This is a genomic window from Acinetobacter sp. 742879 (genome assembly GCF_000588535.1).
In the GTDB taxonomy this organism is placed as follows: Bacteria; Pseudomonadota; Gammaproteobacteria; order Pseudomonadales; family Moraxellaceae; genus Acinetobacter; species Acinetobacter pittii.
Genome location: NZ_JFYC01000005.1, coordinates 214426 through 240000 on the forward strand (window position 1 = coordinate 214426; position 25575 = coordinate 240000).

Sequence of the window (25575 nt, forward strand, 5' to 3'; positions counted from 1 at the left end):
AATACTCTATTGCCGACTAAATGGGGGGCTTTAGCCGAATTTACAAGGGGGAAATGTTTAAAAAATAGATATATTAAAAAACTGCCTTATTTTTTAAATATTTAGATAAGCCTTTTAACCATGCATTTAATAGAAATAACCACGCAATAGCGCTAAAAACTACGCCAGCAACCGTAGAGGCTGTGACCCAGAGGTTACTGTCCCATGCAAAGAAGAAGAGCGGAATAAACCAGACAACAGCAAAAATTGCCATAAATAGAAATAGAATCGCATTGCGCATAATCCATAGCGCATGCGCATGAATCCAAACTTCTGCATTATCTACAACTGCCACTTTACGAGCGACCAAATAAGCAAAGGCCGCAAAAATAACCGTAAACAATGCAAGAAACATGAACGCATAAGAAATTACTATATAGCGGCGATGCTGTTCGATATGGTCTTGCCCCATCTGTATTTCACCTCAATTCACTGCATTTTGCCTATTTTTTATGCAGTGAAATAATCCTGTATTTTTTGTGTAAAGACAGGTGCTACTATATTGGAGTTTTCAATATTTCGCACCTTTATTCACAAAAAATTTATGTATTTTATGCGGTTTTTTTCACCTTAAACCACGCTGCGTAGAGTGCAGGTAGGAAAAATAATGTCAGTAAGGTGGCAACAATCAATCCACCCATGATCGCAACAGCCATCGGACCAAAGAAAATACTTCGAGAAAGTGGAATCATGGCCAGAACAGCGGCTAAAGCAGTCAAAATAATTGGACGGAATCGTCGCACTGTCGCTTCAATAATTGCTTCCCAAGTTGGATGTCCCGCTTGTCGGTCCTGCTCAATTTGATCAATCAAAATAAGCGAGTTACGCATGATCATGCCAGAGAGCGCAATTGTGCCCAACATGGCCACAAAGCCAAATGGTTTGTTAAATAAGAGTAAGAATAAAACAACACCAATTAAACCCAGTGGAGCTGTTAATAACACGATGGTCGAGCGAGACAAGCTTTTGAGCTGAATCATTAGTAATGTCATGACTACTGCCAAGAAGAGTGGCATACCCGCATTCACAGAATCTTGCCCACGTGCAGACTCTTCTACGGTTCCACCCACTTCAATGAGATAGCCACTTGGCAATTCAGCACGTAACTTATCCATTGATTCAGCTAACTCATCCACAACGGTAGCAGGCTGTAAATTGGTACGAATATCTGCGCGAACAGTAATCGTCGGTAAGCGGTTACGATGCCAGATCAAACCATCTTCAAACTTATACTCAATCTTCGCGATTTGAGCTAAAGGTACAGTGGTTCCATTGTTCGTTGGCACAGCTAAGCTTGCCAGTGAAGCCACTTCAACGCGCTCTGCTTGGTCCCCGCGTAAGCGAATTTCAATGAGTTCACGTTTTTCACGATATTGCTCAATCGCACTACCTGTAATTGATGCATTAATGAAGTTCGCTAAATCCAGACTAGAGACACCCATTTGTCGAGCACGGTCTTGATCAATTTGAATAGAAATGATCTTACTTGGCTCGCCCCAATCTAAATGCACATTGGTGGTATTCGGGTTTTCACTCATTACTCTAGCGACTTGCTGCGCTTCTTTACGTACCAGATTTAAATCTTCACCTGACACACGATATTGCAATGGATAACCCACAGGTGGGCCATTTTCGAGTAATGACACACGAGTACGGACTTGTGGGAGTAACTGCTTAATTTGTGTTTCTAACGAACGACGAATGTCATCACGATCATCAAGCGATGATGCGAGTACAACAAACTGAGCAAAGCTGGCTTGCGGTAATTGCTGGTCTAAAGGTAAATAAAAACGTGGTGAACCTGTCCCTACATAGGCCACATAGTTATCAATACCTTTTTGTTTAGACAAGAATTTTTCAACCTTTTTTACAGCTTGTTCTGTTGCTGTTAAAGAAGCACCTTCTTCAAGCTTTAAATCGACTAAAATCTCAGCACGGTTTGAAGGCGGGAAAAACTGCTGAGGTACCATCTTAAACATCAGCACAGAGAGCACAAAAATCCCCACCGTCGTTGCAATCACGGTTTTACGATAGGTCACACAAAACTCGACCATCTTTCTAAAACGTAAATAGAAACTAGATTGATAAGGATCGTAATGATGGTCCTGTGAAATTGCCACAGTTTGCGGTTGTGGTTTTTTAGTTAATCTTGCCCACAAACGGACATACCAAGGGGCCTGATGTCCTAACTTGGTAAAGTCTGGTAATAGCTTTTCACCTAAATAAGGTACGAATAAAACTGCCGCGATCCAAGACACCAATAAAGCAATGGTCACAACCTGAAAGATAGAGCGTGTGTATTCACCTGTACTAGACTGAGCCGTAGCAATCGGTAAAAAACCTGCCGCGGTAATCAATGTTCCCGTGAGCATCGGAAATGCGGTAGTTTTCCACGCAAATCCGGCGGCTTTAATCCGGCTATAGCCCTGCTCCATCTTAATGGCCATCATCTCGACGGCGATAATGGCGTCATCGACTAACAGACCTAACGCCAAGATCAAAGCACCAAGTGAAATCTTATGCAGTCCGACATCGAATAAACTCATACCGGCAAAGGTCATTGCTAAAACTAATGGAATAGAAAAAGCGACCACCAATCCCGTACGGAAGCCTAAAGAGAAAAAACTCACTAACAAGACAATAATGACTGCTTCAGCGAGTACCTTCACAAACTCATGAATACTGCGTTGTACTGCTACAGGTTGGTCAGAAACTTTTTGCAATTTCATGCCAAGTGGCAAGGTCTTTTGCAGTTGGGCAAATTCTGTTTCTAGATTTTTACCAAGGGCAATAATGTCACCGCCTTTACGCATCGAAACGGCAATGCCAATACCATTTTCACCCATGAAACGCATACGTGGTTGAGCAGGCTGACTAAAACCACGATAAACATCAGCAACGTCACCAAGCTGGATGGTTTTATCACCGACCAATAAAGGTGTTTTTTTAATTTCATCAATGTTTTGTAGATGACCACTTACTCTAATTTGAATACGGTCTGTACCCGTTTCAAAAAAGCCAGCACTTGCCATACTATTTTGCTTTTGTAAGGCTTCTTGAATCGCGGTAACTGGAATTCCGAGCTGTACCGCTTTAGTGTTAGAAATCTCAACCCAGATTTTTTGGTCTTGTAGACCAATCAATTCGACCTTACTGACATCTTTGACTCGTTGAAGCTGTAATTGCAAACGATCTGCATATTCTTTCAAAAGTGCATAGTCAAAGTCTTTGCCTGTCAGTACATAAATATTACCGAAAGTGTCCCCAAATTCATCGTTAAAAAATGGGCCTTGTACACCGTTTGGCAGTTCATGGCGAATATCATTCACCTTCTTACGAACGTTATACCAAACGTCAGGGATCTGTGCCGATGTCAGCGAGTCCTTGGCAACAAACGTAACCATCGACTCCCCCGGGCGGGAGTAAGCCATGATCTTGTCATATTGACCTGTGGTCATCAGTTCCTTTTCGATACGGTCAGTCACCAGCGTTGAAACTTCTTTCGCTGTTGCTCCCGGCCAATAGGTTTGTACGACCATGACTTTAAAGGTAAATGGTGGGTCTTCACTTTGTGAGAGTTTTGAATAAGAGATCGCACCGATAATGCCAAGTAACAGCATAAAATAAAGGACAATACCTTTATTATTTAATGCCCATTCCGAGAGATTGAATTTCATGGCTGGTTTGCTCCCTGAATTTTCACCGCACGATTTTCACGGTCAATCGGGGGAATCTTCTGCTTATCGCGTAGCAAATGCACACCACCAATCACCACCCAATCATTTGGCGTTAAACCAGATAGCACGGGTACACTGTCTCTACCATATGCACCAACCGTAACAGGTACTTTGCGTAAAGTTTGATTCGCATTAACAACCCAGACATAAGGCTGATTATCTGTTGCTGAAACACTCGAAAGTGGCACACTCATCACGTTGGTTTGAGTTGAGGTAAAAAATACGCGTGCACTTTGTCCAAGTTGGATAACAGACTGCCCTTCTTTGAGTGCAACTTTCACTGTAAAGGTACGAGACTGATCCGCCGCCGGAGAAACTTCGCGTACATATCCAGCAAACCTTTCATTCGGTTTAGACCACAAGGTGATCCAAGCACCTTGACCAACTTTAATCTCGCTAACCGCTTGTTCAGGAACACCAATAACAACTTCACGCTCTCCATCAATTGCAAGTTGATAAGCAGCTTGTCCTGCTGCAACCACTTGTCCAATTTCTATGTTTCGCGCAGTAATCCCCCCGTTTTTATTAGAAACGAGTTGGTTATAACCTGTCTGGTTAGCAGATACCTCATAGTTAGAACGCGCTTGCTGTAGCGCCGCTTGTGCCGCGTCATATTGATTTTTTACAGTGTCATATTGCGAACGGCTCACTGCATTAATCGGGAGTAATTGTTGAAAACGTTTAAGTTCATCTGCTGCTGTTTTTGCCGAAGCCTGTGCATTATCCAATTGGGCTTTAGCAGCATTTAATTGTAACTGAGCATCTGCAACATCGAGTTTTGCTAATATTTGCCCAACTTTAACTCGGTCGCCTACATCCACATAGCGCGCCGTAACTTGTCCACCAACCCGAAATGCCAAAGCCGTTTGTTGTCTAGCCTGCACATCCCCAGCATAGCTTTTTTGTTCATTGAGTGTGGTTAATGGCTGCGCCACCATCACATAGGGTATTTCTTCTGTTTTGGGTGCTTCTTTACTGCATCCCATTAATGTGACCGTACAAACAATCACCATACTCATGATGAGAGGTTTTAACAGATTCATATCTTATCGCTCTTATTCAAACTGATTTTTTAAGGCACAATATGCTTGCATCATAGTTTGTTTGTTTTTTAATTAATATACCTATGAGTACATTAATTAAAAAAAAACTTATAAATATTTATTTTTCTAAACTTTTATTAGAGGGTTTTGTGCAAACAGTTAATCAAAGTGGTCGCCCCAAAGATCTGGAAAAGCGTGCTCGTATCCTACAAGCCGCGAAAGCTATTTTTTTAAAATCCGGTTATCACGGTACTAGCATGAACCAGATTGCACAGGAAGCAGGCGTTACTAAACTCACGGTTTATAACCACTTTCAAGATAAAGTGAACCTGTTTATCTGCGCGATTACGGAAACTTGTGAAGAGACACTGTGCACTAAACAATTTGACTTAGATACATCGGCAGACTTCTATCAAACACTCTTTATTGTATGTTCACGTGCCTTACAAATTATTTATTCACCTGAAGCATTAAAGCTTGATCACGTATTGTTGGAGCTTGCAGCCGAACAGAACCCACTCGCCTTACAGTTTTTTGAAGCTTCACACACACGAATGGAGAATCAATTAGCTGAGTTTTTTCAAAAAGCTGCTCAATTAGGTTTCATTCAAGCCGATGATCCGATCTATCAAACAGAACTGCTTTTGACCTTATTGCTTGGTGTACGCCATCACAAGGTTTTACTGGGCATTACTGCTGCCCCAAATGCACAGGAGCTAGAGCAAATTATTCGCGACGCAATTGATTTATTCCTACTCAAATATCGGAATTAAACCAAAGTCCGATTGTCAAAAGTTGCGCTGAGTGCATGCCAGCTTTTAAGACACTACAAGCGAATTAAATGTTATTTTTTAAGCAAAAATTCACATTTTCTTACGCTCAAAGCTTGGAATGTTTGTTAATCGCGCTATATTCGATAAGAATAAGAACAGGAGAAAATAGCATGGTTCAGCAAATCGATGCGCCACTGCGTGAGGATGTCCGCTTACTTGGTAATTTGTTAGGTGAAACCCTAAAACAACATGCAGGACAAGAACTGTTTAATCAGATCGAGCAAATCCGTGCTCTTGCCAAAGGTGCACGTGATGGTCAAGCTGAAGCCGAAAAGCAACTAGAACAATTATTTTTAGAACTGCCCGATGAAGAGTTACTTCCTCTCACCCGCGCTTTTTCTCACTTCCTCAATTTTGCCAATATTGCCGAGCAATATCATGTGGTCCGTAGCCGCAGACAGGCAGAGTTTGATTCGGATGCAAACTCTCCGAATCCGCTGGTTCACTTATTTCAAAAATTTAAAGATAAAAGTATTTCAACAGAAAAACTATTCCAGCAAATTTGCGATCTTAAAATTGAGTTAGTACTTACGGCGCACCCAACTGAAGTGAGTCGTCGTACCCTGATTCAGAAATATGATGATATTAACGCATGTCTCTCGCAGCTTGATCAGCAAAAACTTACCCCACGCGAACGCCAAAATGCACTTGCGAATTTAAAGCAACAAATTAGTTCGGCTTGGCAAACAGATGAAATCAGACAGCATCGCCCAACTCCAGTCGATGAAGCAAAATGGGGATTTGCCACAATTGAGCAAACACTTTGGAATGCTGTACCTAAATTCATTCGCGAGTTAAATGAATTAGTTCAAGAAAACTGCCAACTCAATTTACCACTTAATATTGCACCAGTACGTTTCGCATCTTGGATGGGCGGAGACCGTGATGGCAACCCAAATGTTACCCATCAAATTACCCAAGAAGTGCTGTGGTTATCACGCTGGCAAGCTGCCGATCTCTATTTAAGAGATATCGAAAACTTACGTTGGGAACTTTCAATCCAGACGTGTTCTGAAGAAATGATTCAAGCAATTGGCAGCCAACATGCAGAACCTTATCGTGAATATTTACGTGCTACACGAGAGCGTTTAAAAGCAACTCGCCACTGGTTAGCTCAGCGTTTACAAGGCTTAGAAGCAGATGACAGCAATGTCATTAAAAGTAAAGACGAACTCTTACAGCCTTTATTGCTGTGCTATCGCTCTTTAATCGCCAGTAACCTACCTGAAATTGCGAATGGTCAACTGCTCGACTTTATCTACCGTGTGAACTGTTTTGGTATTGAATTACTTAAACTCGACATTCGCCAAGAATCAGGCCGTCATCGCCAAGCGATTTCAGCCATTACCGAATATTTAGGTTTAGGTAATTTTGAATCGTGGACTGAGCAAGCACGCCAAAACTTCCTCATTCAAGAATTACAAAGTAAACGCCCGCTTTTACCGAAATATATTAATGAACCTGAAGGCAGTTTGATTGGGCATCCAGATGTCCAAGAAGTATTTGCAACCATGCGTACTTTGGCAGACCAACCGCCTGAGTCTTTAGGGGCTTATATTATTTCTATGGCTGAATATCCAAGCGATGTTTTAGCGGTGTTGTTATTGCAAAAAGAAGCAGGTATTCAGCACCCTTTACGTGTAGTTCCCCTGTTTGAAACTTTAAAAGACTTAGATGGCGCTGCAACTACCATGAATACGCTGTTCAATATGCATTGGTATAAACAGCACATTCAGGGTAAACACGAAGTCATGATCGGTTACTCCGACTCAGCAAAAGATGCTGGCTTCATGTCTGCTAACTGGGCGCAATATCGTGCTCAAGAAGAGTTGACTGCAATTGCTCAAACACACGGCGTACAGTTGACCCTGTTCCATGGCCGTGGCGGTTCAATTAGTCGTGGTGGTGCTCCAACACAACAGGCACTATTTTCACAGCCGCCGGGTTCTATCTCTGGTGCAATCCGAGTCACAGAACAAGGTGAAATGATTCGCTTCAAGTTCGGTTTAGAAGGGATTGCCATGCAAAACCTTGAAATCTATACCGCCGCAACACTCGAAGCGACCTTATTACCTCCACCAGAGCCTAAGGCTGAGTGGCGTGAAATTATGAACCGTATGACTGATCATTCTGTTAAGGTTTATCGCCAAACAGTGCGTGAAAACCCACACTTTGTGAAGTATTTACGGACCGTTACGCCTGAACTTGAATTACAAATGTTGCCGCTAGGCTCACGTCCAGCAAAACGTAAAGTTAGTGGCGGCATCGAGTCTTTACGTGCGATTCCATGGGTATTTGCTTGGACACAAATTCGTTTGATGTTGCCTGCATGGCTAGGTACAGGTGCTGCCATTAATGAAGTGATTGCCGATCAGCAAAAAGCAACTCTTGATGAAATGCTTCAGCAATGGCCTTATTTCCAGACGCTGATTGATATGCTGGAAATGGTATTGTCTAAAGCCGATGCCAATATTGCACTCTATTACGAGTCTCATCTGACTGAAGATGAAGATTTAAAAGTGCTCGGCAACCAATTACGCCAACGCCTAAAAGATGCTGTACAAACTTTATTAACCTTAAAAGATGAATCAAAGCTTCTGAGTAATAATGATGTTCTTGATCAATCTATGCAGGTTCGTAAACCATACTTACTTCCTTTGCATCTTTTACAGGCTGAACTCATGAAGCGTCGTCGTGATTATCTTGCTGAGCGTCAGGCAGAAAACACCCCTGTTGACCATGCACTTATGGTGAGTATTGCGGGTATCGCTGCTGGCTTACGTAATACAGGCTAAGCTAATTTTACCAATCGTTTTATAAAGCAGTGCATCTTGATGTGCTGCTTTTTACTTGCAAAATTCTCTATTTTTCTTAAATTTTCCCCGATTTTCTATTTTTTTGAATATTTTTTAAAAATCATAAAATTAATATTTATGAGAAAAAAATAACTAAATACGCACATTTAGTTTTTTTAAAATTATACCAATCGTTAAAAAATAATTACTTTTCACTCATATACTTCTCTCTAAAGATTAAATGCACTCACAAGAAAGAGTATCATGGCAGCAATTAAAGAATAATGAGCTTATTTTATGTCCAATTGGTTTCCAAAATGGCAGCCTTACCAAGGTGATATTGACCATCGGCCAGTCTCTACCAATGAATATCTCCCGCCCGTTCAAAGTGCTGTTTTGGGTATTCAACATGCATTTGCTATGTTTGGAGCGACTGTTTTAGCACCCTTACTCATGGGTTTTAATCCTAACCTTGCTATTTTAATGTCTGGAATCTGTACCATTCTGTTTTTCTTAATTACAGGTGGTCGTGTTCCAAGTTACTTAGGATCAAGTTTTGCCTTTATTGGGGTGGTTGCAGCTGCAACTGGGCATATTACAGGTTCAGGTGCCAATCCAAATCTATCTATGGCTTTAGGTGGAATCGTAGCATGTGGTGTTTTTTATGCCATCATCGGTTTTATCGTGATGCTTACTGGTACACGCTGGATTGAAAAACTCATGCCGCCTGTGGTGACTGGTGCCATTGTGATGATTATTGGTCTGAACCTTGCACCTGTTACGATTAAAGGTGTTGCAGGCCAACCATTTGAAATGTGGATGGCCTTAATTACCGTACTTTGTATGGGTAGTATTGCAGTCTTTACTCGTGGCCTGTTGCAACGCTTGCTTCTGTTGATTGGTTTGATCTTGGCGTATGTGATTTATGCCATCACCACCAATGGGCTAGGTTTAGGTAAACCAATCGATTTTAGCCAGATCTCACAAGCCGCATGGTTTGGGATTCCAAGCTTTTCGCATCCTACTTTTGACACGAATGCTATGCTAATTATTGCGCCCGTTGCGCTTATCTTAGTAGCAGAAAATCTAGGACATATTAAAGCTGTTGGCGCGATGACTGGTGAAAACCTGACTCCACAATTAGGTAAAGCATTTGTTGCAGATGGTTTGGCGACAACATTATCTGGTAGTGTCGGCGCTCCAGGGATGACTACTTACGGTGAAAACATTGGTGTGATGGCAGTCACTCGTGTGTACTCAACCATTGTTTTTGTGATCGCAGGTGTCTTTGCAATTTTCTTAGGTTTATCTCCAAAATTTGGTGCGGTAATTAGTACTATTCCAAGTGCTGTTTTAACAGGCGCGTCTATTGTCGTGTTTGGTTTAATTACCATTGCCGGTGCAAAAATCTGGATTGAAAACAAAGTTGATTTTTCTAACAATAAAAATCTAATTGTAGCTTCGGTCACGATTATTTTAGGTGCTGGTAACTTTGAATTATTGTTTGGTAATTTCAATTTAGGTGGTATTGGTACCGCAACTTTTGCAGCCATTATTTTAAATTGGCTGTTTAGTTTAAAAGATAAAACCTAAATTCAAAAAGGCAGCGCAAGCTGCCTTTTTTTATTACGATTTAGTATGATGACTTTTTAGCCTTCAATACGTTCCCTGTCATGCGTTTTGATTTTTTTGATTTACAGCTAGTACTTCATATTGTCTCTACGGGTAGCCTAACCAAAGGTGCTGACCGCTCTGCAATTTCACTTCAAGCTGCCAGCGAACGCATTAAAAAACTCGAACAATATTTTGAAACGCCCTTATTTATTCGCCACACGACGGGAGTGGAGCTCACCACAGCAGGACACGCTTTTGTAGAGCATGCTCGTCAGCTTATGACACAAAAAGAGCAGCTTGAACAAGAAATGCAGCGTTTTAGGCCGCCTACAACAGAGTCATTAACGCTTTGGTGTAACTCTTCTGCTCAAAGCGAATATTTGCCTCCGTTATTACCGCAATATTTGGTGCTTCATCCCGAAATGAACATTGATTTACACGAGGCAGAAAGTTCAGAAATTGTAGAGGCATTAACGCAAGGAGTTGCAAATCTTGGGCTGGTCTCAAGTTTTTTTGATACCAGACATTTGCAAACTAAAGAATTTGCTAGTGATCCATTAGTTCTGATTTGTCCTCCTACTCACAATTTAGCTCAACACCAAGAGCTGAATTTGGTAGAGGCTTTAAGTTATGGTTTTATTGGTCTTAAACCCCACCATTCGTTGCAACAGTCCATCGAAACTCAAGCTAAGCTATTGGGCTTTAACATACAGTACCGTTTGCGCTTACCTAATTTTGGCGCGATTGCTGAGGTAGTCGCCAAAGGCGTCGGAATTGCAATTATGCCGGCTCGTGCTGCCCAGCGTTTGCAATCGGACTATGACTTTCATTCCATTCAACTACTAGGTGCGTGGGCAAATCGTAAACTGCTTTTGACCACACAAAATTTCAATCAGCTACCTAATAGTTATAAACAATTTGCCGATTTTTTATTGCAACATCGCCCTTAAAAATTGGCTTAATGCAAAATCATATAAAGCCCTAATGACACCAAACCTATAAAAAAGATACGGCGAAATAACTGCTCATTTAACCGATAACGGATTTTTTTACCTAAGCACATTCCAACGAGCGCCGCCAACAATGCAGCGAAAGATAAACGATAATCTAATGTCATTCCCGACATAGGGTTGTGGTGTAAAAAGACTGCAAGACAAATGGTAGAAACAGTAAACGTTAGTCCTAAAGCCTGAACCAACTCATCACGCTTTAAATGTAAAGACTGCAAATAAGGAACGATTGGAATAATAATGACACCAGTTGCTACAGTCACTGCCCCGCCGATATATCCAATAATCGGTGATAGCCAACGTTCATACTTTCCTAAGTGTGGAAGTTTCTTCACGCACAAACCATAGAGTCCATATAAGGCCAACATACAGCCTAATAAAATTTCACTACTATGCCCATGACTTTGACTTAGAGTAGGTAAAAAGCTCCATATTGAACCTACTATAATGCCGACAAGCAACGTCCAGAAACGGCGAATAAAAGCCCAGACATGTCCTTCAGCAAAAAGCTGCCAAACGTTGGTGACCATTGAAGGGACAATGAGCAGAGATGCTGCCTGAAAAGGGCTCATTGCGATGGTGAGTAAGCCCATCGATACCGCGGGCAATCCTAAACCGATCATGCCTTTAATCATGCCAGCGAAGGCAAAGACCACTATAATAATTGCTAAAAAAGTCACTGTTTATCTCCGATTCCTTAAAGGATATGCTACGGAAAAAACAGGTACTGCCCTATTCTTGTTTTTAGGAGTAGGCCTCAATTAAAAGTTGAGGCTGTTTTATATTTTTCTTCTAATACATTGCTAAAAATACTTTCGATCATCCACACACGATACAAGCTATTAAATACGTAGGTCTGACCATCAATACGCAGCTCTAAAACCGGTAAATCAGGCTGATGCTTGTCTTTGCAAAGTGCATCATTCTGCGCCAAAACAGATTGCACATCTTGGTCGGTTAGCTGCTCAATCCCAAGTTGCTGCTGTAACTGTTGAAAATGTTTTAAGAAAGATAAATCTTTTCCTTTCGTCCAAACTGCCTGCAATATTGTAAAAATTGTATCGATTTGCTGATTCTCTTGCACACTATAGAAAAGCTTTGCCATCTCTAATGTGCTTTCCTCAGTAGGGCGACAAAATGGCGTAAAGGCCACACCTGTTCGTTTAGAAACACGTGTCGCCAAACTCCAGTCAAACCAATCTCGACCTTGATAACTTAAGGGGTAAACTTTTAGTTGAATATCATAATAATCAGCCAGCTCTTCTTTAATATAGGCAAGTAACAACCAGCTCATTGGATCTTCTAAAGCAATATAGATATCAAGCTCAGGATGAAGTGTTTGAATCTCGGTGAGTGCCTCAGCATCATTAATCAAATGTTCACGCCATTCGATATGATTAATTAAAAAAATTGGATTACCCGTCAGTAATTTTTGCTGCTTCAGACGACGAGTTAAACGTAGTAAATCATCTACTGCGTGATATTTACGTCCACCAAATTCAAAGTATGCCGCGGGTACAGGCTCATCCGTAAAAATGCGTTCTGAAAAATGTTGAGGAAGCTGATGTTTAACTGCCATGGCATGTAAAGTACGCAACTTTCCATATTGTTGCTGCCAAAGCATGTGGAAAATATCTTCTAGTAAATGGAAGAAATTCTGACCTTGTAATGGGGTTCTTTTTAATATGACTGCCGCTTGTTTTAAAGATTCTGGGCTTGGGATTTCTGGAAATTCATCGAAACCGAAACGATGTTGTTTGGCTAATATCTTGGCATCATTTAGACAATAATTCTGCCACTCATCATGCGACATACTGTTTGGAGGTTCAGAAGCTGTATGCGAAATAATAATTTTTAAAGGCTTAAGTTCATCACTTAAAATTTCATCTAGCTGAGACAATTGCTGAACAGCCAAATAGCTATACACATCATCAAGTCGTAAATAAATACTTAAACCATTTTCCGTGGGTAACACCGCTTGACGAGAAGGCTTTTGGTAAAACCAGCTCGATCGAATAGGGTCAAACCAACGGCGTAGCAGTGACATGAGTTGTGCCTCTAAAAAATAAATCCTAAGCGAGATCAAAGATTGTTTTGATCATAGTGCAAGGTAAAACAGTAGTCGAGATTGAAATATAACTACCTTAGTTTACGCAGAAAATAAGTCATGTTTTTAGCAAGTTTCTACGTAGGTGAAGATTTTATCACCATTTTATGGCAAACCCATAGAATGATCTAAAAACACCTTTTTCTACAAGCTGATTTTTTTTACCAGACATGAAAAATGCACCCTTAACATGATAGCAATTCATCGTGTTAAAGGGTGCATGATTCCTAATCAATTATTAAAATTGAATATTTTATAGAACGCGTACAGCTCCTTTCGCTGCACTTGTTGTATGCATTGCATAAACTTTTAACGCTTTTGATACTTTACGTTTACGTTCTTCTTTCGGATGCCAGCCTTTCGCTTCTTGCACTGTACGACGATGTGCCATAGTCGCATCATCAACGTTTAAGTGAATCGTACGGTTTGGAATATCGATTTCAATGGTATCGCCATCTTCAACCAAACCAATTGCACCACCTTCAGCCGCTTCTGGCGAAACGTGTCCAATTGAAAGACCTGATGAACCACCAGAGAAACGACCATCTGTTACCAATGCACAGTCTTTTCCTAAACCTTTCGATTTAAGGTAGCTGGTTGGGTAAAGCATTTCTTGCATGCCTGGACCGCCACGTGGACCTTCGTAACGAATCACCACCACATCACCAGCTTTAATGTCATGACCCAAAATTGCATCTACAGCCGCATCTTGGCTCTCAAATACACGTGCTGTGCCCGTAAATTTCAAGATCGATTCATCAACACCCGCAGTTTTCACGATACAACCATCAAGCGCGATGTTGCCGTATAGAACTGCTAAACCGCCATCTTTAGAGAAAGCATGTTCTGCATTACGGATAACGCCTTTTTCACGGTCGCCATCTAATGTTGAATAATAGCGATTTTGTGAGAATGCAACTTGAGTTGGAACACCACCTGGTGATGAACGATAGAATTCATAAACGTCTGCATCTTCAGTACGGATAATGTCCCACTTATCTAATGCATCTTTTAAAGTTTTCTCATGTACAGTCGGCACTGATACATCAAGCAACTTCGCACGATCAAGCTCACCTAAGATCGCCATAATGCCACCCGCACGGTGAACATCTTCCATATGAACGTCTTGTTTTGCAGGCGCTACTTTAGACAGTACAGGAACTCGACGTGATAATTCGTCAATATCGTCCATTGTAAAATCGACTTCTGCTTCACTTGCCGCAGCCAATAAATGCAGAACCGTATTAGTTGAACCACCCATTGCAATATCAAGAGTCATCGCATTTTTAAATGCAGCCTTGGTTGCAATTGAACGAGGTAAAATGCTTGCATCTTCTTGTTCATAATAGCGCTTAGCCAATTCAACAATAAGCTGACCTGCTTTTAAGAATAATTTTTTACGGTTTGCATGCGTCGCAACAATCGAACCATTACCCGGTAAAGATAAACCTAAAGCTTCTGTTAAACAGTTCATCGAGTTTGCAGTGAACATACCTGAACATGAACCACATGTTGGACATGCTGAACGTTCAAATTCTTCAACTTCTTCGTCTGTATAACTTTCATCAGCCGCAACAACCATTGCATCAACAAGGTCAATCGCTTTTTCATTACCGCGGAACTTAACCTTACCAGCTTCCATTGGTCCGCCAGACACGAAAACAACAGGAATATTCAGACGCATCGCAGCCATGAGCATTCCCGGAGTAATCTTGTCACAGTTTGAAATACACACCATGGCATCTGCACAGTGTGCATTCACCATATATTCAACTGAGTCAGCAATCAAATCACGTGATGGTAGTGAATAAAGCATGCCGTCATGCCCCATTGCGATCCCATCATCAACTGCAATCGTATTGAACTCTTTAGCAACACCACCTGCTGCCTGAATTTCTGCTGCGACAAGCTGCCCTAGATCTTTAAGATGTACATGGCCCGGCACAAATTGAGTAAATGAGTTGACCACCGCAATAATCGGTTTGCCGAAATCCTCATCTTTCATTCCTGTTGCACGCCATAAGCCACGTGCGCCAGCCATATTTCTTCCGTGTGTCGATGTTTTTGAACGATAGTCAGGCATTAGTGTTTCCAACAAGTTGTGCTTGAGCGGAATTTTTCCCGCTCTGGCGAATGATACTGATATAGCGTTAGATCAGTCGGAATATTGACTCATCATCATAATTTGATCATTCTCCATTCTATAGAAGCAAATAATATTCGGAAAGCCAAGAACAGTAATAGACAGTCAATATTTAGCAAAACTTACATGAATAATTTTTTATTTTTTCATAACCTTTTTTTATCAATAAAAGTTTTTCAATAATTTTTTGTTCACTATTTAAAAACTAAAATGCTCAATCGCCATGATTTTAGGGCTTCAATCGTTTTTCACGTATACTACGCCTAAACTCTTTTTGGATTGCATTTGTGAAAATTATTTTTGCTGGCACCCCCGAATTTGCTGCAACAGCATTGGCGGCTTTATTAAAAACTTCCCATGAAATTATCGCGGTTTATACTCAGCCAGATCGTAAATCGGGTCGTGGACAAAAACTAACGCCATCTCCTGTAAAACAACTTGCACTTGAGCATAATATCCCTGTTTATCAACCCCTTCACTTCAAAGCATCTACAGAAGAAGGTTTAGCGGCTCAACAAGAACTGGCAGCTTTAGGCGCAGATGTGATGGTGGTTGCAGCCTATGGTTTAATTCTTCCACAAACTGTGCTCGATACACCGAAATATGGCTGTTTAAATATTCACGGCTCACTATTACCACGCTGGCGCGGTGCAGCACCAATTCAGCGTGCGATTGCAACAGGTGATGAAGAAACCGGAATCACAATCATGCAGATGGCTGCTGGTTTAGATACAGGCGATATGATGTATAAAACATACTGCCCAATTACTGCCGAAGATACCTCAGCGACTTTGCATGACAAACTCGCAGCTCAAGGTGCAACAGCAATTTGTGCGGTACTTGAGTCAGAAGAAACACTACAAAAATATTTGGCAGAACGCGAAGTTCAAGACGAAAGCTTAACGGTCTATGCTCATAAACTCGTAAAGTCAGAAGCTCGTATTAATTGGGCAATTGATGCTATTCAAGTTGACCGAAATATCCGTGCTTTTAACCCTTGGCCAGTCGCTTTTGTTCAACTTGATGAAAATAATGCTCTACGTGTCTGGAACTCTCTAATTTCTAACCAAACCAAAGCAAGTGCCCAAGCTGGTGAAATTATTGCAATCGATAAACAAGGTGTGCATGTTGCTTGCGGTGAAAATACATTTATTTGTCTGACTAGCGTGCAGTGGCCGGGTGGTAAAGCATTAAACGCTCAACAAATTGCACAAACTCAAAAACTTCATGTAGGACAAATTTTGCCATGAGTCAGGTTACCTCAAATTCCTCACGTTTTAACCTGCGTGCTCAAGTCGTCCAGACGTTACTAAAAGTTCAGCAAGGCCAATCACTCGCAAGTATTTTAAATACACAGCTCAATCAGGTCACAGAGCGTGATCGTGCACTATTTCATGAGCTTGTATTAGGTACATTGCGCCAATGGTTTGCTCTTAAATCAATTAGCCTGCCTCTACTCAGCAAGCCTTTAAATAATGAGACAGTAGAAACCTGTCTTTATGTTGGTCTTTATCAAGTTTTATGCACGCGTATTGCAGCGCATGCCGCTATTTCAGAAACAGTAGATGCAACCAAACAACTTGGATTCCCTGCTCTCAGCGGTATTGTGAATGCTATTTTGCGCCGAGCTACTCGTGAAACTGATGACTTTCACCAAGGTTTACAGCAAGCACATGGTTTACCAAGCTGGCTTTTCAAACGCTTAAAAAAGGATTGGGGCGAACAAACTGAATCTCTCTGCCAATCTTTGAAGCAAGTCGCGCCTTTAACGTTAAGGGTGAACCAGCGTCATATTGGCCGCGATGCTTATTTAGCAAAATTACAGAGTTTAGAAATTCAGGCACGTGCATGTACTTTGTCTGAAGCTGGTATTGTTCTTGAACAATCTGTACAAATTACTCAACTACCTGGTTTTGAACAAGGTTGGTTTTCTGTACAAGATGAACACGCTCAGCTTTGCGCAACATTATTGCCAGATTTGAACGATAAAATAGTAGTTGATGCGTGTGCTGCCCCAGGCGGTAAAACTGCTCATTTACTTGAAAAATTTAAACCTGCTCAGCTCATTGCAATTGATCAGGACCCAAGTCGTTTAGTGCGTGTAACTGAGAACTTAAATCGCTTAGCACTTGATCAAAGTCATACAGAGATTTTGGCAGCGGATGCAACTCAATGGACTCCTGCACAGCCAGTAGATTGTATCGTGCTCGATGCACCTTGCTCTGCTACAGGGGTTATTCGTCGTCATCCTGACATACGCCTATTGCGCCAATCTACCGATATAGCTCAAACCATTGAACTACAAAAGCAGATCTTGGACCACATGTGGCAACAGCTTAAAGTTGGCGGCACATTGCTTTACATCACCTGTTCAATTTTAAAAGCTGAAAATGAACAGCAAATGATGACTTTTTTTGCTGAAAATCCAAATGCAAAAGAGATCAAGATTGATGCTGATTGGGGAATCGAGCAAACCTATGGTCGCCAATTACTGCCACAAGCGCAGTCTGGTGATGGATTTTATTATTGTAAAATTCAAAAGATTGCATAAAAAAGCAGGCTTTAAGCCTGCTTTTTTACTTGATCAGCATTAAAGTGTGTGCTGATCTTTTACTTCTTCTAAAACATCATCTAACTCTTCAGGATGCTTCGATAAATGGATAATGGACAAAGCCAAGCCACCCCATAAAAACACCATCGAAATTACCATCATCACGATTGCTGAAGTATTCATTATTCTATCCTCCTAGCGATCTTTCATTTTGCTTAAAACAATTGCAACGACTGCACAGAAAATCACACTGCCCCAGCCGAATACACCTTGTAAGCTCATACTATAAGTATCATAGCCATTTTTGATCAAATTAAATACAGTCATACTGAGTGTAGTTAACAAGATTAATGATGTAATCACTGTTAAAGTGAAATCCCATCCCTTACCTAATTGAATAGTTGAGATGCGATTGACGTGATCACGAAGTTCTATTAGAGCAGAACGTTTAAACCAAGCCACGGTAATAATAGAAAGTAAAGCACCGCCAATAATACCGATGTTATTAATAAAGTGGTCAACAATATCAACCAGCTTAATTGCGTTTACACTTGAGAATAAAATAATTGATACAAGCGCACTACCACCACCAATAATGGTTACAGCTTTTTTACGGCCCCATTTCAATTTATCTTGCATTGCTGCAATAGGTACTTCCAAAATACTCACCATCGAAGAAATACCTGCGACGAAAAGTGAAGAGAAGAATAAGAAACCAAATAAATCGGCACCTGTACCTAAACTTGAGATAATTTTAGGGAACGCAATAAATGCTAACCCAATCCCGCCACTCACAACATCTTTAACTTCAGTACCTGCCGCATGAGCCATAAAACCAAGCGCTGCGAAGATACCAATACCAGCCAGAATCTCCGTTGATGCATTTGCAAAACCAACGATTAAACCAGAACCTGTTAAATTCGTTTTTGGTTTCAAATAAGATGCATAAGTCACCATGATCCCGAAGCCGACAGAAAGGGAGAAGAAAGTATGGCCATAAGCCGCTAACCAAACTTTATAATCCATCATTGCTGACCAGTTCGGCGTAAAGAAAGCATTTAAGCCTTGAACTGCACCTGGTAAACGTAATGATTGAATCACTAAAATAGTGAAGAGAATGAATAATAAAGGCATGAAAATCTTATTAGATAATTCAACCCCTTTTTTCACACCACCATAAAGAATGATTAGAGTAAGTGCCCAAATCCCAACAATCGGCCAGAATAAATGACCTACAAACTGTAAATCAAAACCGGTTGCTTTTGTGGTCTGCAAATAGGTATTAAAGAAGAAACCTTCCGGATCACTTCCCCACATTTGGCCAATAGAGAAGTAAACATAACTACCAGCCCAAGTGAGTACACTTGCATAATACAAACCAATGATGATACAGACACAAACTTGCCACCAACCTAATGTTTCCCCGCCTTTAAATAGGGCACGATACGCTTTAGGAGGTGAACCAGTACTACGATGTCCTACCGCATAATCTAAAAATAGTAACGGTAAACCAGCAGTAATGAGTGCCAATAGATAGGGAATAAGAAACGCACCGCCACCATTTTCATAAGCAACGTATGGGAAGCGCCAGATATTACCTAAACCTACAGCCGAACCAACGGCTGCAATAATAAAACCAGATCGTGACGTCCAGTTTTCACGAGAATCTGTCATAGAACACCTAATGTTAAAAGATTACTTATTTTTACTGCTATTGTTGATTGTTATTCCGCATGCAAAAAAAGAACCAAAAAATACTTTTGTGTTTGTAGAAAATAAAATGCACCTTTTGAGTATTTTTATTCCCTTAACAAACAAGCAAAAATAGAAAATTCTTCCTTAAAGATTTTTGTCCATTTTTTGCCCCTATATAGCTGAACAATACCTGTTTTTATTTCTTTTTACTGTAATTTCCGTCAGAAATTTTACGAATTTTCTGAGTTTTTTTCACAATTGGTTATTTTTCAGCTAATATTTACGTTCTACTACTTGTAGATTAAAATTATTATTTAATGCAATTTTATTGCAATCCCTGAAAATACTTATTTAATTACTCAACTTATCCACTAATTTATTTTTAACTCCCTAGATATCAATTAAAATTTAATAAGTCCGATACGATTGACAAAATTTATACTAAATTTTCTAAAAAATTAAATTCATTTAAGTGAGGCATAAAATATTAATTATTTGAATTAAATAAATTTTTTTAAGGTTTAAAAATTTACTCATATCACATACCTCAAATCCTTATTTTTTATCAATGCATCTGTAGCAAGATGTCTATATCATGCGCTCAAAGATTTCTTTTATGTGGATGTAAAAATGAAAATATTAAAAATATCTTTATTAACGCTCGGGATGGGCTTAAGTGGCTTTGCTCAAGCAGACTTCGTAGGAGTAAAAGGCGACGTAGGTTACTGGTTCTATGACGGTAAAGCTAATATGTCTTCTCAATCACCTGAAGATCAGGATTTAGATCAAAAAGGTAGTGCTCAAATCTCATTAGCAGTAGAACACCCAATTCCATTTATTCCAAATGCAAAAATTCGTTATGTAAATTTAGATACCGAAACTAAATCAGAAACTTTAGGTCAAGCCAACTATAAAGTTGATTTAGATCATAGCGATTTTATCCTCTACTACGAGTTGCTAGATAATATCGTAAGTGTAGATGCTGGTCTTGGTGCAACTGTATTAAATGGTGATATTACTGCGTATACAGGTAAGCGCGTGGATATTGATAAAACATATCCTATTGCTTATTTGTCAGGTGAAGTAAAACTTCCTTTTACTGGCTTAAGTGCTAAAGGTGAAGCAACTTATACAAACTTTGACGATGCACGAATTACAGATGCACTGGCAGAAGTAAAATATAAATTTGCAGATAACCTACTCATTGACCTTGGCTTAACAGCAGGTTATCGCGTACTTAATATCGATTTAGATGACTACGATAACAATGACCTTAAATTTGAGTTTAAAGGCCCATATGTAGGCTTGGAAGCACACTTCTAAATTAGAATTTTCAGAAATAAAAAAGAACTCTATATGAGTTCTTTTTTATTTAAATCATATCTACATAACCTAAATATTCTCGAATTCTTTGACACCATACTTGAATATTTGGATATAACTTTAAATTAAAGCCACCTTCTTCAGCGACATGTGTGTATGCATATAAGGCAATATCAGCAATGGTCAGTTCATTTCCAACAAGATAGTCATGCTCAACTAAAGCGTTATCCATAATAGATAGTGCTTTATGGCCTTTTGGCTGTAAATTATGGTATTCCTCTATTCTTTCTGGTGGTAACCCTAAATATTTATTAATAAAACGAGCAACTGCAATAAATGGTTCATGACTATACTGCTCAAAGAACATCCATTGGTACATTTTTGCTTTAATAAAAGGATCTGTAGGAATAAATTTTGTTCCTTCAGCCAAGTAACCTAAGATAGCATTCGACTCACTCAAAACACGACCATCTTCTAGGACTAATACAGGTATTTTTCCATTAGGATTTAATGACAAAAAATCAGCTGATTGAGTTTCTTTGTTTAAAATATCAACGTGGATCCATCTATGGTTAATATTTAATAAGGAAAGTAATAGCTTTATCTTATAGCAATTACCCGAACCGACATCACCATAAATTATCATAGATGCTCTTCCCTTATTATGCCTACTTAAAAGATTAATTTTCTTATTATTTATAACAGAACTCTTTCTTAGAATTAATACATATATGTCTTTATCTCTGCTATATCCAGAGTTTTATAGAATTTTCTTATTTTCACCCCAATAAAAAAACCCCCCCATTCGTTAGAACGGGGGTGTTTGAATAATGAGCTGGCGATGACTTACTCTCACATGGGTAACCCCACACTACCATCAGCGCTAAGAGGTTTCACTTCTGAGTTCGGGAAGGGATCAGGTGGTTCACTCTTGCTATGGTCGCCAGCACAACTGGTATGGATACTTGCTTCGTTTTATTCACTGTGTGATACGTTGCGTTTTCCAAATCTTTACAGATGGGCTGATTGGTCTGATTTTTCGTTGTTCATTTTAGCTAAGTGTTTAACTAAATCAAGTTGCTTTGCATGTTTATGAATCGATTGATGCTTCATATACAACTGCTTGGGTGTTGTATAGTCAAGCCTCACGAGCAATTAGTATTGGTCAGCTTCACATATCACTATGCTTCCACATCCAACCTATCAACGTCCTAGTCTCGAACGGCTCTTTAGAGGAATAAATTCCTAGGGAAATCTTATCTTGAGGTAGGCTTCCCGCTTAGATGCTTTCAGCGGTTATCCCTTCCGAACATAGCTACCCGGCGATGCGACTGGCGTCACAACCGGTACACCAGAGGTTCGTCCACTCTGGTCCTCTCGTACTAGGAGCAGATCCTCTCAAATTTCCAGCGCCCACGGTAGATAGGGACCGAACTGTCTCACGACGTTCTAAACCCAGCTCGCGTACCTCTTTAAATGGCGAACAGCCATACCCTTGGGACCTGCTTCAGCCCCAGGATGAGATGAGCCGACATCGAGGTGCCAAACACCGCCGTCGATATGAACTCTTGGGCGGTATCAGCCTGTTATCCCCAGAGTACCTTTTATCCGTTGAGCGATGGCCCTTCCATACAGAACCACCGGATCACTAAGACCTACTTTCGTACCTGCTCGACTTGTGGGTCTCGCAGTTAAGCGCGCTTTTGCCTTTATACTCTACGCGTGATTTCCGACCACGCTGAGCGCACCTTCGTACTCCTCCGTTACTCTTTAGGAGGAGACCGCCCCAGTCAAACTACCCACCAGACACGGTCCTCGTCCCGGATAACGGGACAGAGTTAGAACCTCAACATTACCAGGGTGGTATTTCAAGGACGGCTCCATTGGAACTAGCGTTCCAACTTCAAAGCCTCCCACCTATCCTACACAAGTAAGGTCAAAGTTCAGTGTCAAGCTGCAGTAAAGGTTCACGGGGTCTTTCCGTCTAGCCGCGGGTACACTGCATCTTCACAGCGATTTCGATTTCACTGAGCCTCTGCTGGAGACAGCGCCGCCATCATTATGCCATTCGTGCAGGTCGGAACTTACCCGACAAGGAATTTCGCTACCTTAGGACCGTTATAGTTACGGCCGCCGTTTACTGGGGCTTCGATCAAGAGCTTCGCTTACGCTAACCCCATCAATTAACCTTCCAGCACCGGGCAGGCATCACACCCTATACGTCCACTTTCGTGTTTGCAGAGTGCTATGTTTTTAATAAACAGTTGCAGCGGCCTGGTTTCTGCGGCTGTCGTCAGCTCAGGAAGCAAGTTCCATCACCAACAACAGCGTACCTTCTCCCGAAGTTACGGTACCATTTTGCCTAGTTCCTTCAGCAGAGTTCTCTCAAGCGCCTTGGTCTACTCGACCTGACCACCTGTGTCGGTTTCGGGTACGATTCCTGTGTAACTGAAGCTTAGAGACTTTTCCTGGAAGCATGGTATCAGCCACTTCACTGTACAAGTACAGCTTGCTATCGGATCTCAGTATAGAGTACCCCGGATTTGCCTAAGATACATACCTACATCCTTCCACCTGGACAACCAACGCCAGGCTGACTTAACCTTCTCCGTCCTCTCATCGCATTACACAGAAGTATTGGAATATTAACCAATTTCCCATCGACTACGCCTTTCGGCCTCGCCTTAGGGGTCGACTCACCCAGCCCCGATTAACGTTGGACTGGAACCCTTGGTCTTTCGGCGAACGGGTTTTTCACCCGTTTTGTCGTTACTCACGTCAGCATTCGCACTTCTGATACCTCCAGCATACTTCTCAATACACCTTCATCGGCTTACAGAACGCTCCCCTACCACTTGACTAATGTCAAATCCGCAGCTTCGGCACATAGTTTTAGCCCCGTTACATCTTCCGCGCAGGCCGACTCGACTAGTGAGCTATTACGCTTTCTTTAAAGGGTGGCTGCTTCTAAGCCAACCTCCTAGCTGTCTATGCCTTCCCACATCGTTTCCCACTTAACTATGATTTTGGGGCCTTAGCTGGCGGTCTGGATTGTTTTCCTCTTGACTACGGACGTTAGCACCCGCAGTCTGTCTCCCGGATAGTACTCATAGGTATTCGGAGTTTGCATCGGTTTGGTAAGTCGGGATGACCCCCTAGCCGAAACAGTGCTCTACCCCCTATGGTATTCGTCCGAGGCGCTACCTAAATAGCTTTCGGGGAGAACCAGCTATCACCAGGCTTGATTAGCCTTTCACCCCTATCCACAAGTCATCCCCTGGCTTTTCAACGACAGTGGGTTCGGTCCTCCAGTTAGTGTTACCCAACCTTCAACCTGCTCATGGATAGATCGCCTGGTTTCGGGTCTATACCCAGCAACTAAACGCCCTATTAAGACTCGATTTCTCTACGGCTCCCCTATACGGTTAACCTCGCTACTGAATATAAGTCGCTGACCCATTATACAAAAGGTACGCAGTCACACCACGAAGGTGCTCCCACTGCTTGTATGCATGCGGTTTCAGGATCTATTTCACTCCCCTCACAGGGGTTCTTTTCGCCTTTCCCTCACGGTACTGGTTCACTATCGGTCAGTCAGGAGTATTTAGCCTTGGAGGATGGTCCCCCCATATTCAGACAAGGTTTCACGTGCCTCGCCCTACTCGTCATCATTATGTGTGCCCTTTCGTGTACGGGAATATCACCCTCTACGTTCGCACTTCCCAGAGCGTTCCACTAAAACACACATAACTTAATGGGCTGATCCCCGTTCGCTCGCCGCTACTGAGGGAATCTCAATTGATTTCTTTTCCTAAGGGTACTGAGATGTTTCACTTCCCCTCGTTCGCCTTGCAACACTATGTATTCATGTTGCAATACCTACCTTAAAGTAGGTGGGTTCCCCCATTCAGAAATCTCCGGATCAAAGGATATTTGCCGCCTCCCCGGAGCTTTTCGCAGGCTATCACGTCTTTCATCGCCTCTGACTGCCAAGGCATCCACCACATGCACTTAATTACTTGACTATACAACCCCAAACAGTCGTCAACACCTACAAGTGAGTGTTGTCCGTGCGATTCTTCATCGCTACTATCTGTTGTCTGTGTACTTAAACACTGTACAGCTTCAATCTAAATTCATATACCAAAACGCTTGATTCAGTTAATTTGCTAGTTCTCAATTCATCTAGATTAATTGCTTAACCTAAACTCTTGAGTGAACAATTTATTTCAGACTCAATTTTGCCAATCTGTTAATGAATAAACATGCCTTCGTCAGGTCATGCTTAATACCGTGATACTTAAATCACAGAAGTTAATAAACCAAGACCGAAATCTCTATTTACTAATTTCTGTAATCCGAACTTCTCTTAAGTTCTGGTGGAGACTAGGAGAGTCGAACTCCTGACCTCCTGCGTGCAAAGCAGGCGCTCTACCAACTAAGCTAAGTCCCCAGCTTACATCATCAGTCATGTATCTTTTATCTATAACTTCAACCAGTCAAAGTCATGGTGGGTCTGACAAGACTTGAACTTGTGACCCCACGCTTATCAAGCGTGTGCTCTAACCAACTGAGCTACAGACCCTCAGATACATCTATGAAGAACAACTTGTTGTGGATTCTTACCAATCGTCAATCTTTCGTTAAGGAGGTGATCCAGCCGCAGGTTCCCCTACGGCTACCTT

The 25575-nt window shown here is 41.3% G+C and carries 16 protein-coding genes, 2 tRNA genes and 3 rRNA genes (1 of these 21 only partly in view); 7 read left to right on the forward strand and 14 right to left on the reverse strand.

The features are described 5' to 3' along the window. Window positions 1-73: 73 nt before the first annotated feature. From J690_RS13030 to J690_RS13040, 3 genes are all read right to left on the reverse strand, one after another. Window positions 74-451 carry a membrane protein gene (locus J690_RS13030; RefSeq protein WP_002119294.1) on the reverse strand — a complete coding sequence of 126 codons (378 nt, stop codon included), beginning with the start codon at window positions 449-451 and terminating at the stop codon, window positions 74-76. 139 nt (window positions 452-590) lie between these two features. Next, the gene (locus J690_RS13035; RefSeq protein ID WP_032036283.1) at window positions 591-3716 is read right to left on the reverse strand and encodes an efflux RND transporter permease subunit; all 3126 of its coding nucleotides are present in this window, start codon (window positions 3714-3716) and stop codon (window positions 591-593) included. Then, window positions 3713-4819 carry an efflux RND transporter periplasmic adaptor subunit gene (locus J690_RS13040; RefSeq protein WP_032036286.1) on the reverse strand — a complete coding sequence of 369 codons (1107 nt, stop codon included), beginning with the start codon at window positions 4817-4819 and terminating at the stop codon, window positions 3713-3715. Before J690_RS13040 ends, J690_RS13035 begins: the two co-directional genes overlap by 4 nt. 149 nt (window positions 4820-4968) lie before the next feature. Here J690_RS13040 and J690_RS13045 point away from each other — a divergent pair, with 149 nt between their 5' ends. From J690_RS13045 to J690_RS13060, 4 genes are all read left to right on the forward strand, one after another. Further along, window positions 4969-5592, forward strand: a complete 624-nt coding sequence (locus J690_RS13045; RefSeq protein WP_032036289.1) for a TetR/AcrR family transcriptional regulator — start codon at window positions 4969-4971, stop codon at window positions 5590-5592. Window positions 5593-5762: 170 nt separating this feature from the next. Further along, a complete protein-coding gene (gene ppc / locus J690_RS13050) occupies window positions 5763-8447 on the forward strand; it encodes a phosphoenolpyruvate carboxylase (RefSeq protein ID WP_032036292.1) in 2685 nt (894 codons plus the stop codon). Between the two features lie 297 nt (window positions 8448-8744). Beyond that, window positions 8745-10040, forward strand: a complete 1296-nt coding sequence (locus tag J690_RS13055; RefSeq protein ID WP_002119102.1) for a solute carrier family 23 protein — start codon at window positions 8745-8747, stop codon at window positions 10038-10040. A gap of 80 nt (window positions 10041-10120) precedes the next feature. After that, window positions 10121-11011, forward strand: a complete 891-nt coding sequence (locus J690_RS13060) for a LysR family transcriptional regulator (protein ID WP_032005068.1) — start codon at window positions 10121-10123, stop codon at window positions 11009-11011. Between the two features lie 8 nt (window positions 11012-11019). Here J690_RS13060 and J690_RS13065 read toward each other — a convergent pair whose 3' ends face one another. The 3 genes from J690_RS13065 to ilvD form a co-directional block, all read right to left on the reverse strand. Next, a complete protein-coding gene (locus J690_RS13065) occupies window positions 11020-11751 on the reverse strand; it encodes a sulfite exporter TauE/SafE family protein (protein ID WP_032036294.1) in 732 nt (243 codons plus the stop codon). Window positions 11752-11828: 77 nt separating this feature from the next. Next, window positions 11829-13118, reverse strand: coding sequence for a hypothetical protein (locus tag J690_RS13070; RefSeq protein WP_032036295.1), 1290 nt, complete (start codon window positions 13116-13118; stop codon window positions 11829-11831). A gap of 313 nt (window positions 13119-13431) precedes the next feature. Further along, entirely contained in the window at window positions 13432-15261 is a 1830-nt protein-coding gene (gene ilvD, locus J690_RS13075; RefSeq protein ID WP_013196516.1) for a dihydroxy-acid dehydratase, read from the reverse strand. Window positions 15262-15608: 347 nt separating this feature from the next. Between ilvD and fmt the strand changes: the two genes are divergently transcribed. Then, window positions 15609-16571: a methionyl-tRNA formyltransferase gene (gene fmt / locus J690_RS13080; RefSeq protein ID WP_032036296.1), complete on the forward strand. Its 963-nt coding sequence runs from the start codon at window positions 15609-15611 to the stop codon at window positions 16569-16571. After that, window positions 16568-17872, forward strand: a complete 1305-nt coding sequence (gene rsmB, locus J690_RS13085; protein WP_032036297.1) for a 16S rRNA (cytosine(967)-C(5))-methyltransferase RsmB — start codon at window positions 16568-16570, stop codon at window positions 17870-17872. The genes fmt and rsmB overlap by 4 nt, the downstream gene beginning before the upstream one ends. A 39-nt stretch (window positions 17873-17911) precedes the next feature. Here rsmB and J690_RS13090 read toward each other — a convergent pair whose 3' ends face one another. Then, on the reverse strand, window positions 17912-18055 hold the full coding sequence (locus tag J690_RS13090) for a methionine/alanine import family NSS transporter small subunit (RefSeq protein WP_002119126.1): 144 nt from the start codon (window positions 18053-18055) through the stop codon (window positions 17912-17914). A gap of 12 nt (window positions 18056-18067) precedes the next feature. Continuing rightward, window positions 18068-19546 (reverse strand): sodium-dependent transporter, encoded by a 1479-nt coding sequence (locus tag J690_RS13095; RefSeq protein ID WP_014208016.1) that lies wholly within the window; start codon window positions 19544-19546, stop codon window positions 18068-18070. A 639-nt stretch (window positions 19547-20185) separates the two neighbouring features. Between J690_RS13095 and J690_RS13100 the strand changes: the two genes are divergently transcribed. Next, the gene (locus tag J690_RS13100; RefSeq protein WP_079381041.1) at window positions 20186-20890 is read left to right on the forward strand and encodes a TIGR04219 family outer membrane beta-barrel protein; all 705 of its coding nucleotides are present in this window, start codon (window positions 20186-20188) and stop codon (window positions 20888-20890) included. A 49-nt stretch (window positions 20891-20939) separates the two neighbouring features. Here the strand turns inward: J690_RS13100 and J690_RS13105 are convergent, their stop codons facing one another. The 6 genes from J690_RS13105 to J690_RS13130 form a co-directional block, all read right to left on the reverse strand. Beyond that, window positions 20940-21536, reverse strand: a complete 597-nt coding sequence (locus tag J690_RS13105) for a glutathione S-transferase family protein (RefSeq protein WP_032036300.1) — start codon at window positions 21534-21536, stop codon at window positions 20940-20942. 187 nt (window positions 21537-21723) lie between these two features. Beyond that, a 5S ribosomal RNA gene (gene rrf, locus J690_RS13110) occupies window positions 21724-21838 on the reverse strand. A 186-nt stretch (window positions 21839-22024) separates the two neighbouring features. Beyond that, window positions 22025-24915 (reverse strand): 23S ribosomal RNA (locus J690_RS13115). A gap of 352 nt (window positions 24916-25267) precedes the next feature. Beyond that, window positions 25268-25343: transfer RNA gene (locus J690_RS13120), tRNA-Ala, on the reverse strand. A 55-nt stretch (window positions 25344-25398) separates the two neighbouring features. Then, window positions 25399-25475 (reverse strand) — tRNA-Ile (locus tag J690_RS13125). 59 nt (window positions 25476-25534) lie between these two features. Further along, a 16S ribosomal RNA gene (locus J690_RS13130) occupies window positions 25535-25575 on the reverse strand; it runs 1497 nt beyond the window's last position. Together the 16S, 23S and 5S rRNA genes with 2 tRNA genes alongside form the textbook arrangement of a ribosomal RNA operon.

What these genes read in the sequence shown, in the direction of transcription:
- J690_RS13030 (WP_002119294.1), bottom strand. Translation starts at nt 451, where the DNA reads ATGGGGCAAGACCATATCGAACAGCATCGCCGCTATATAGTAATTTCT.
- J690_RS13035 (WP_032036283.1), bottom strand. Translation starts at nt 3,716, where the DNA reads ATGAAATTCAATCTCTCGGAATGGGCATTAAATAATAAAGGTATTGTC.
- J690_RS13040 (WP_032036286.1), bottom strand. Translation starts at nt 4,819, where the DNA reads ATGAATCTGTTAAAACCTCTCATCATGAGTATGGTGATTGTTTGTACG.
- ppc (WP_032036292.1), top strand. Translation starts at nt 5,763, where the DNA reads ATGGTTCAGCAAATCGATGCGCCACTGCGTGAGGATGTCCGCTTACTT.
- J690_RS13055 (WP_002119102.1), top strand. Translation starts at nt 8,745, where the DNA reads ATGTCCAATTGGTTTCCAAAATGGCAGCCTTACCAAGGTGATATTGAC.
- J690_RS13060 (WP_032005068.1), top strand. Translation starts at nt 10,121, where the DNA reads ATGCGTTTTGATTTTTTTGATTTACAGCTAGTACTTCATATTGTCTCT.
- J690_RS13070 (WP_032036295.1), bottom strand. Translation starts at nt 13,118, where the DNA reads ATGTCACTGCTACGCCGTTGGTTTGACCCTATTCGATCGAGCTGGTTT.
- ilvD (WP_013196516.1), bottom strand. Translation starts at nt 15,261, where the DNA reads ATGCCTGACTATCGTTCAAAAACATCGACACACGGAAGAAATATGGCT.
- rsmB (WP_032036297.1), top strand. Translation starts at nt 16,568, where the DNA reads ATGAGTCAGGTTACCTCAAATTCCTCACGTTTTAACCTGCGTGCTCAA.
- J690_RS13090 (WP_002119126.1), bottom strand. Translation starts at nt 18,055, where the DNA reads ATGAATACTTCAGCAATCGTGATGATGGTAATTTCGATGGTGTTTTTA.
- J690_RS13095 (WP_014208016.1), bottom strand. Translation starts at nt 19,546, where the DNA reads ATGACAGATTCTCGTGAAAACTGGACGTCACGATCTGGTTTTATTATT.
- J690_RS13105 (WP_032036300.1), bottom strand. Translation starts at nt 21,536, where the DNA reads ATGATAATTTATGGTGATGTCGGTTCGGGTAATTGCTATAAGATAAAG.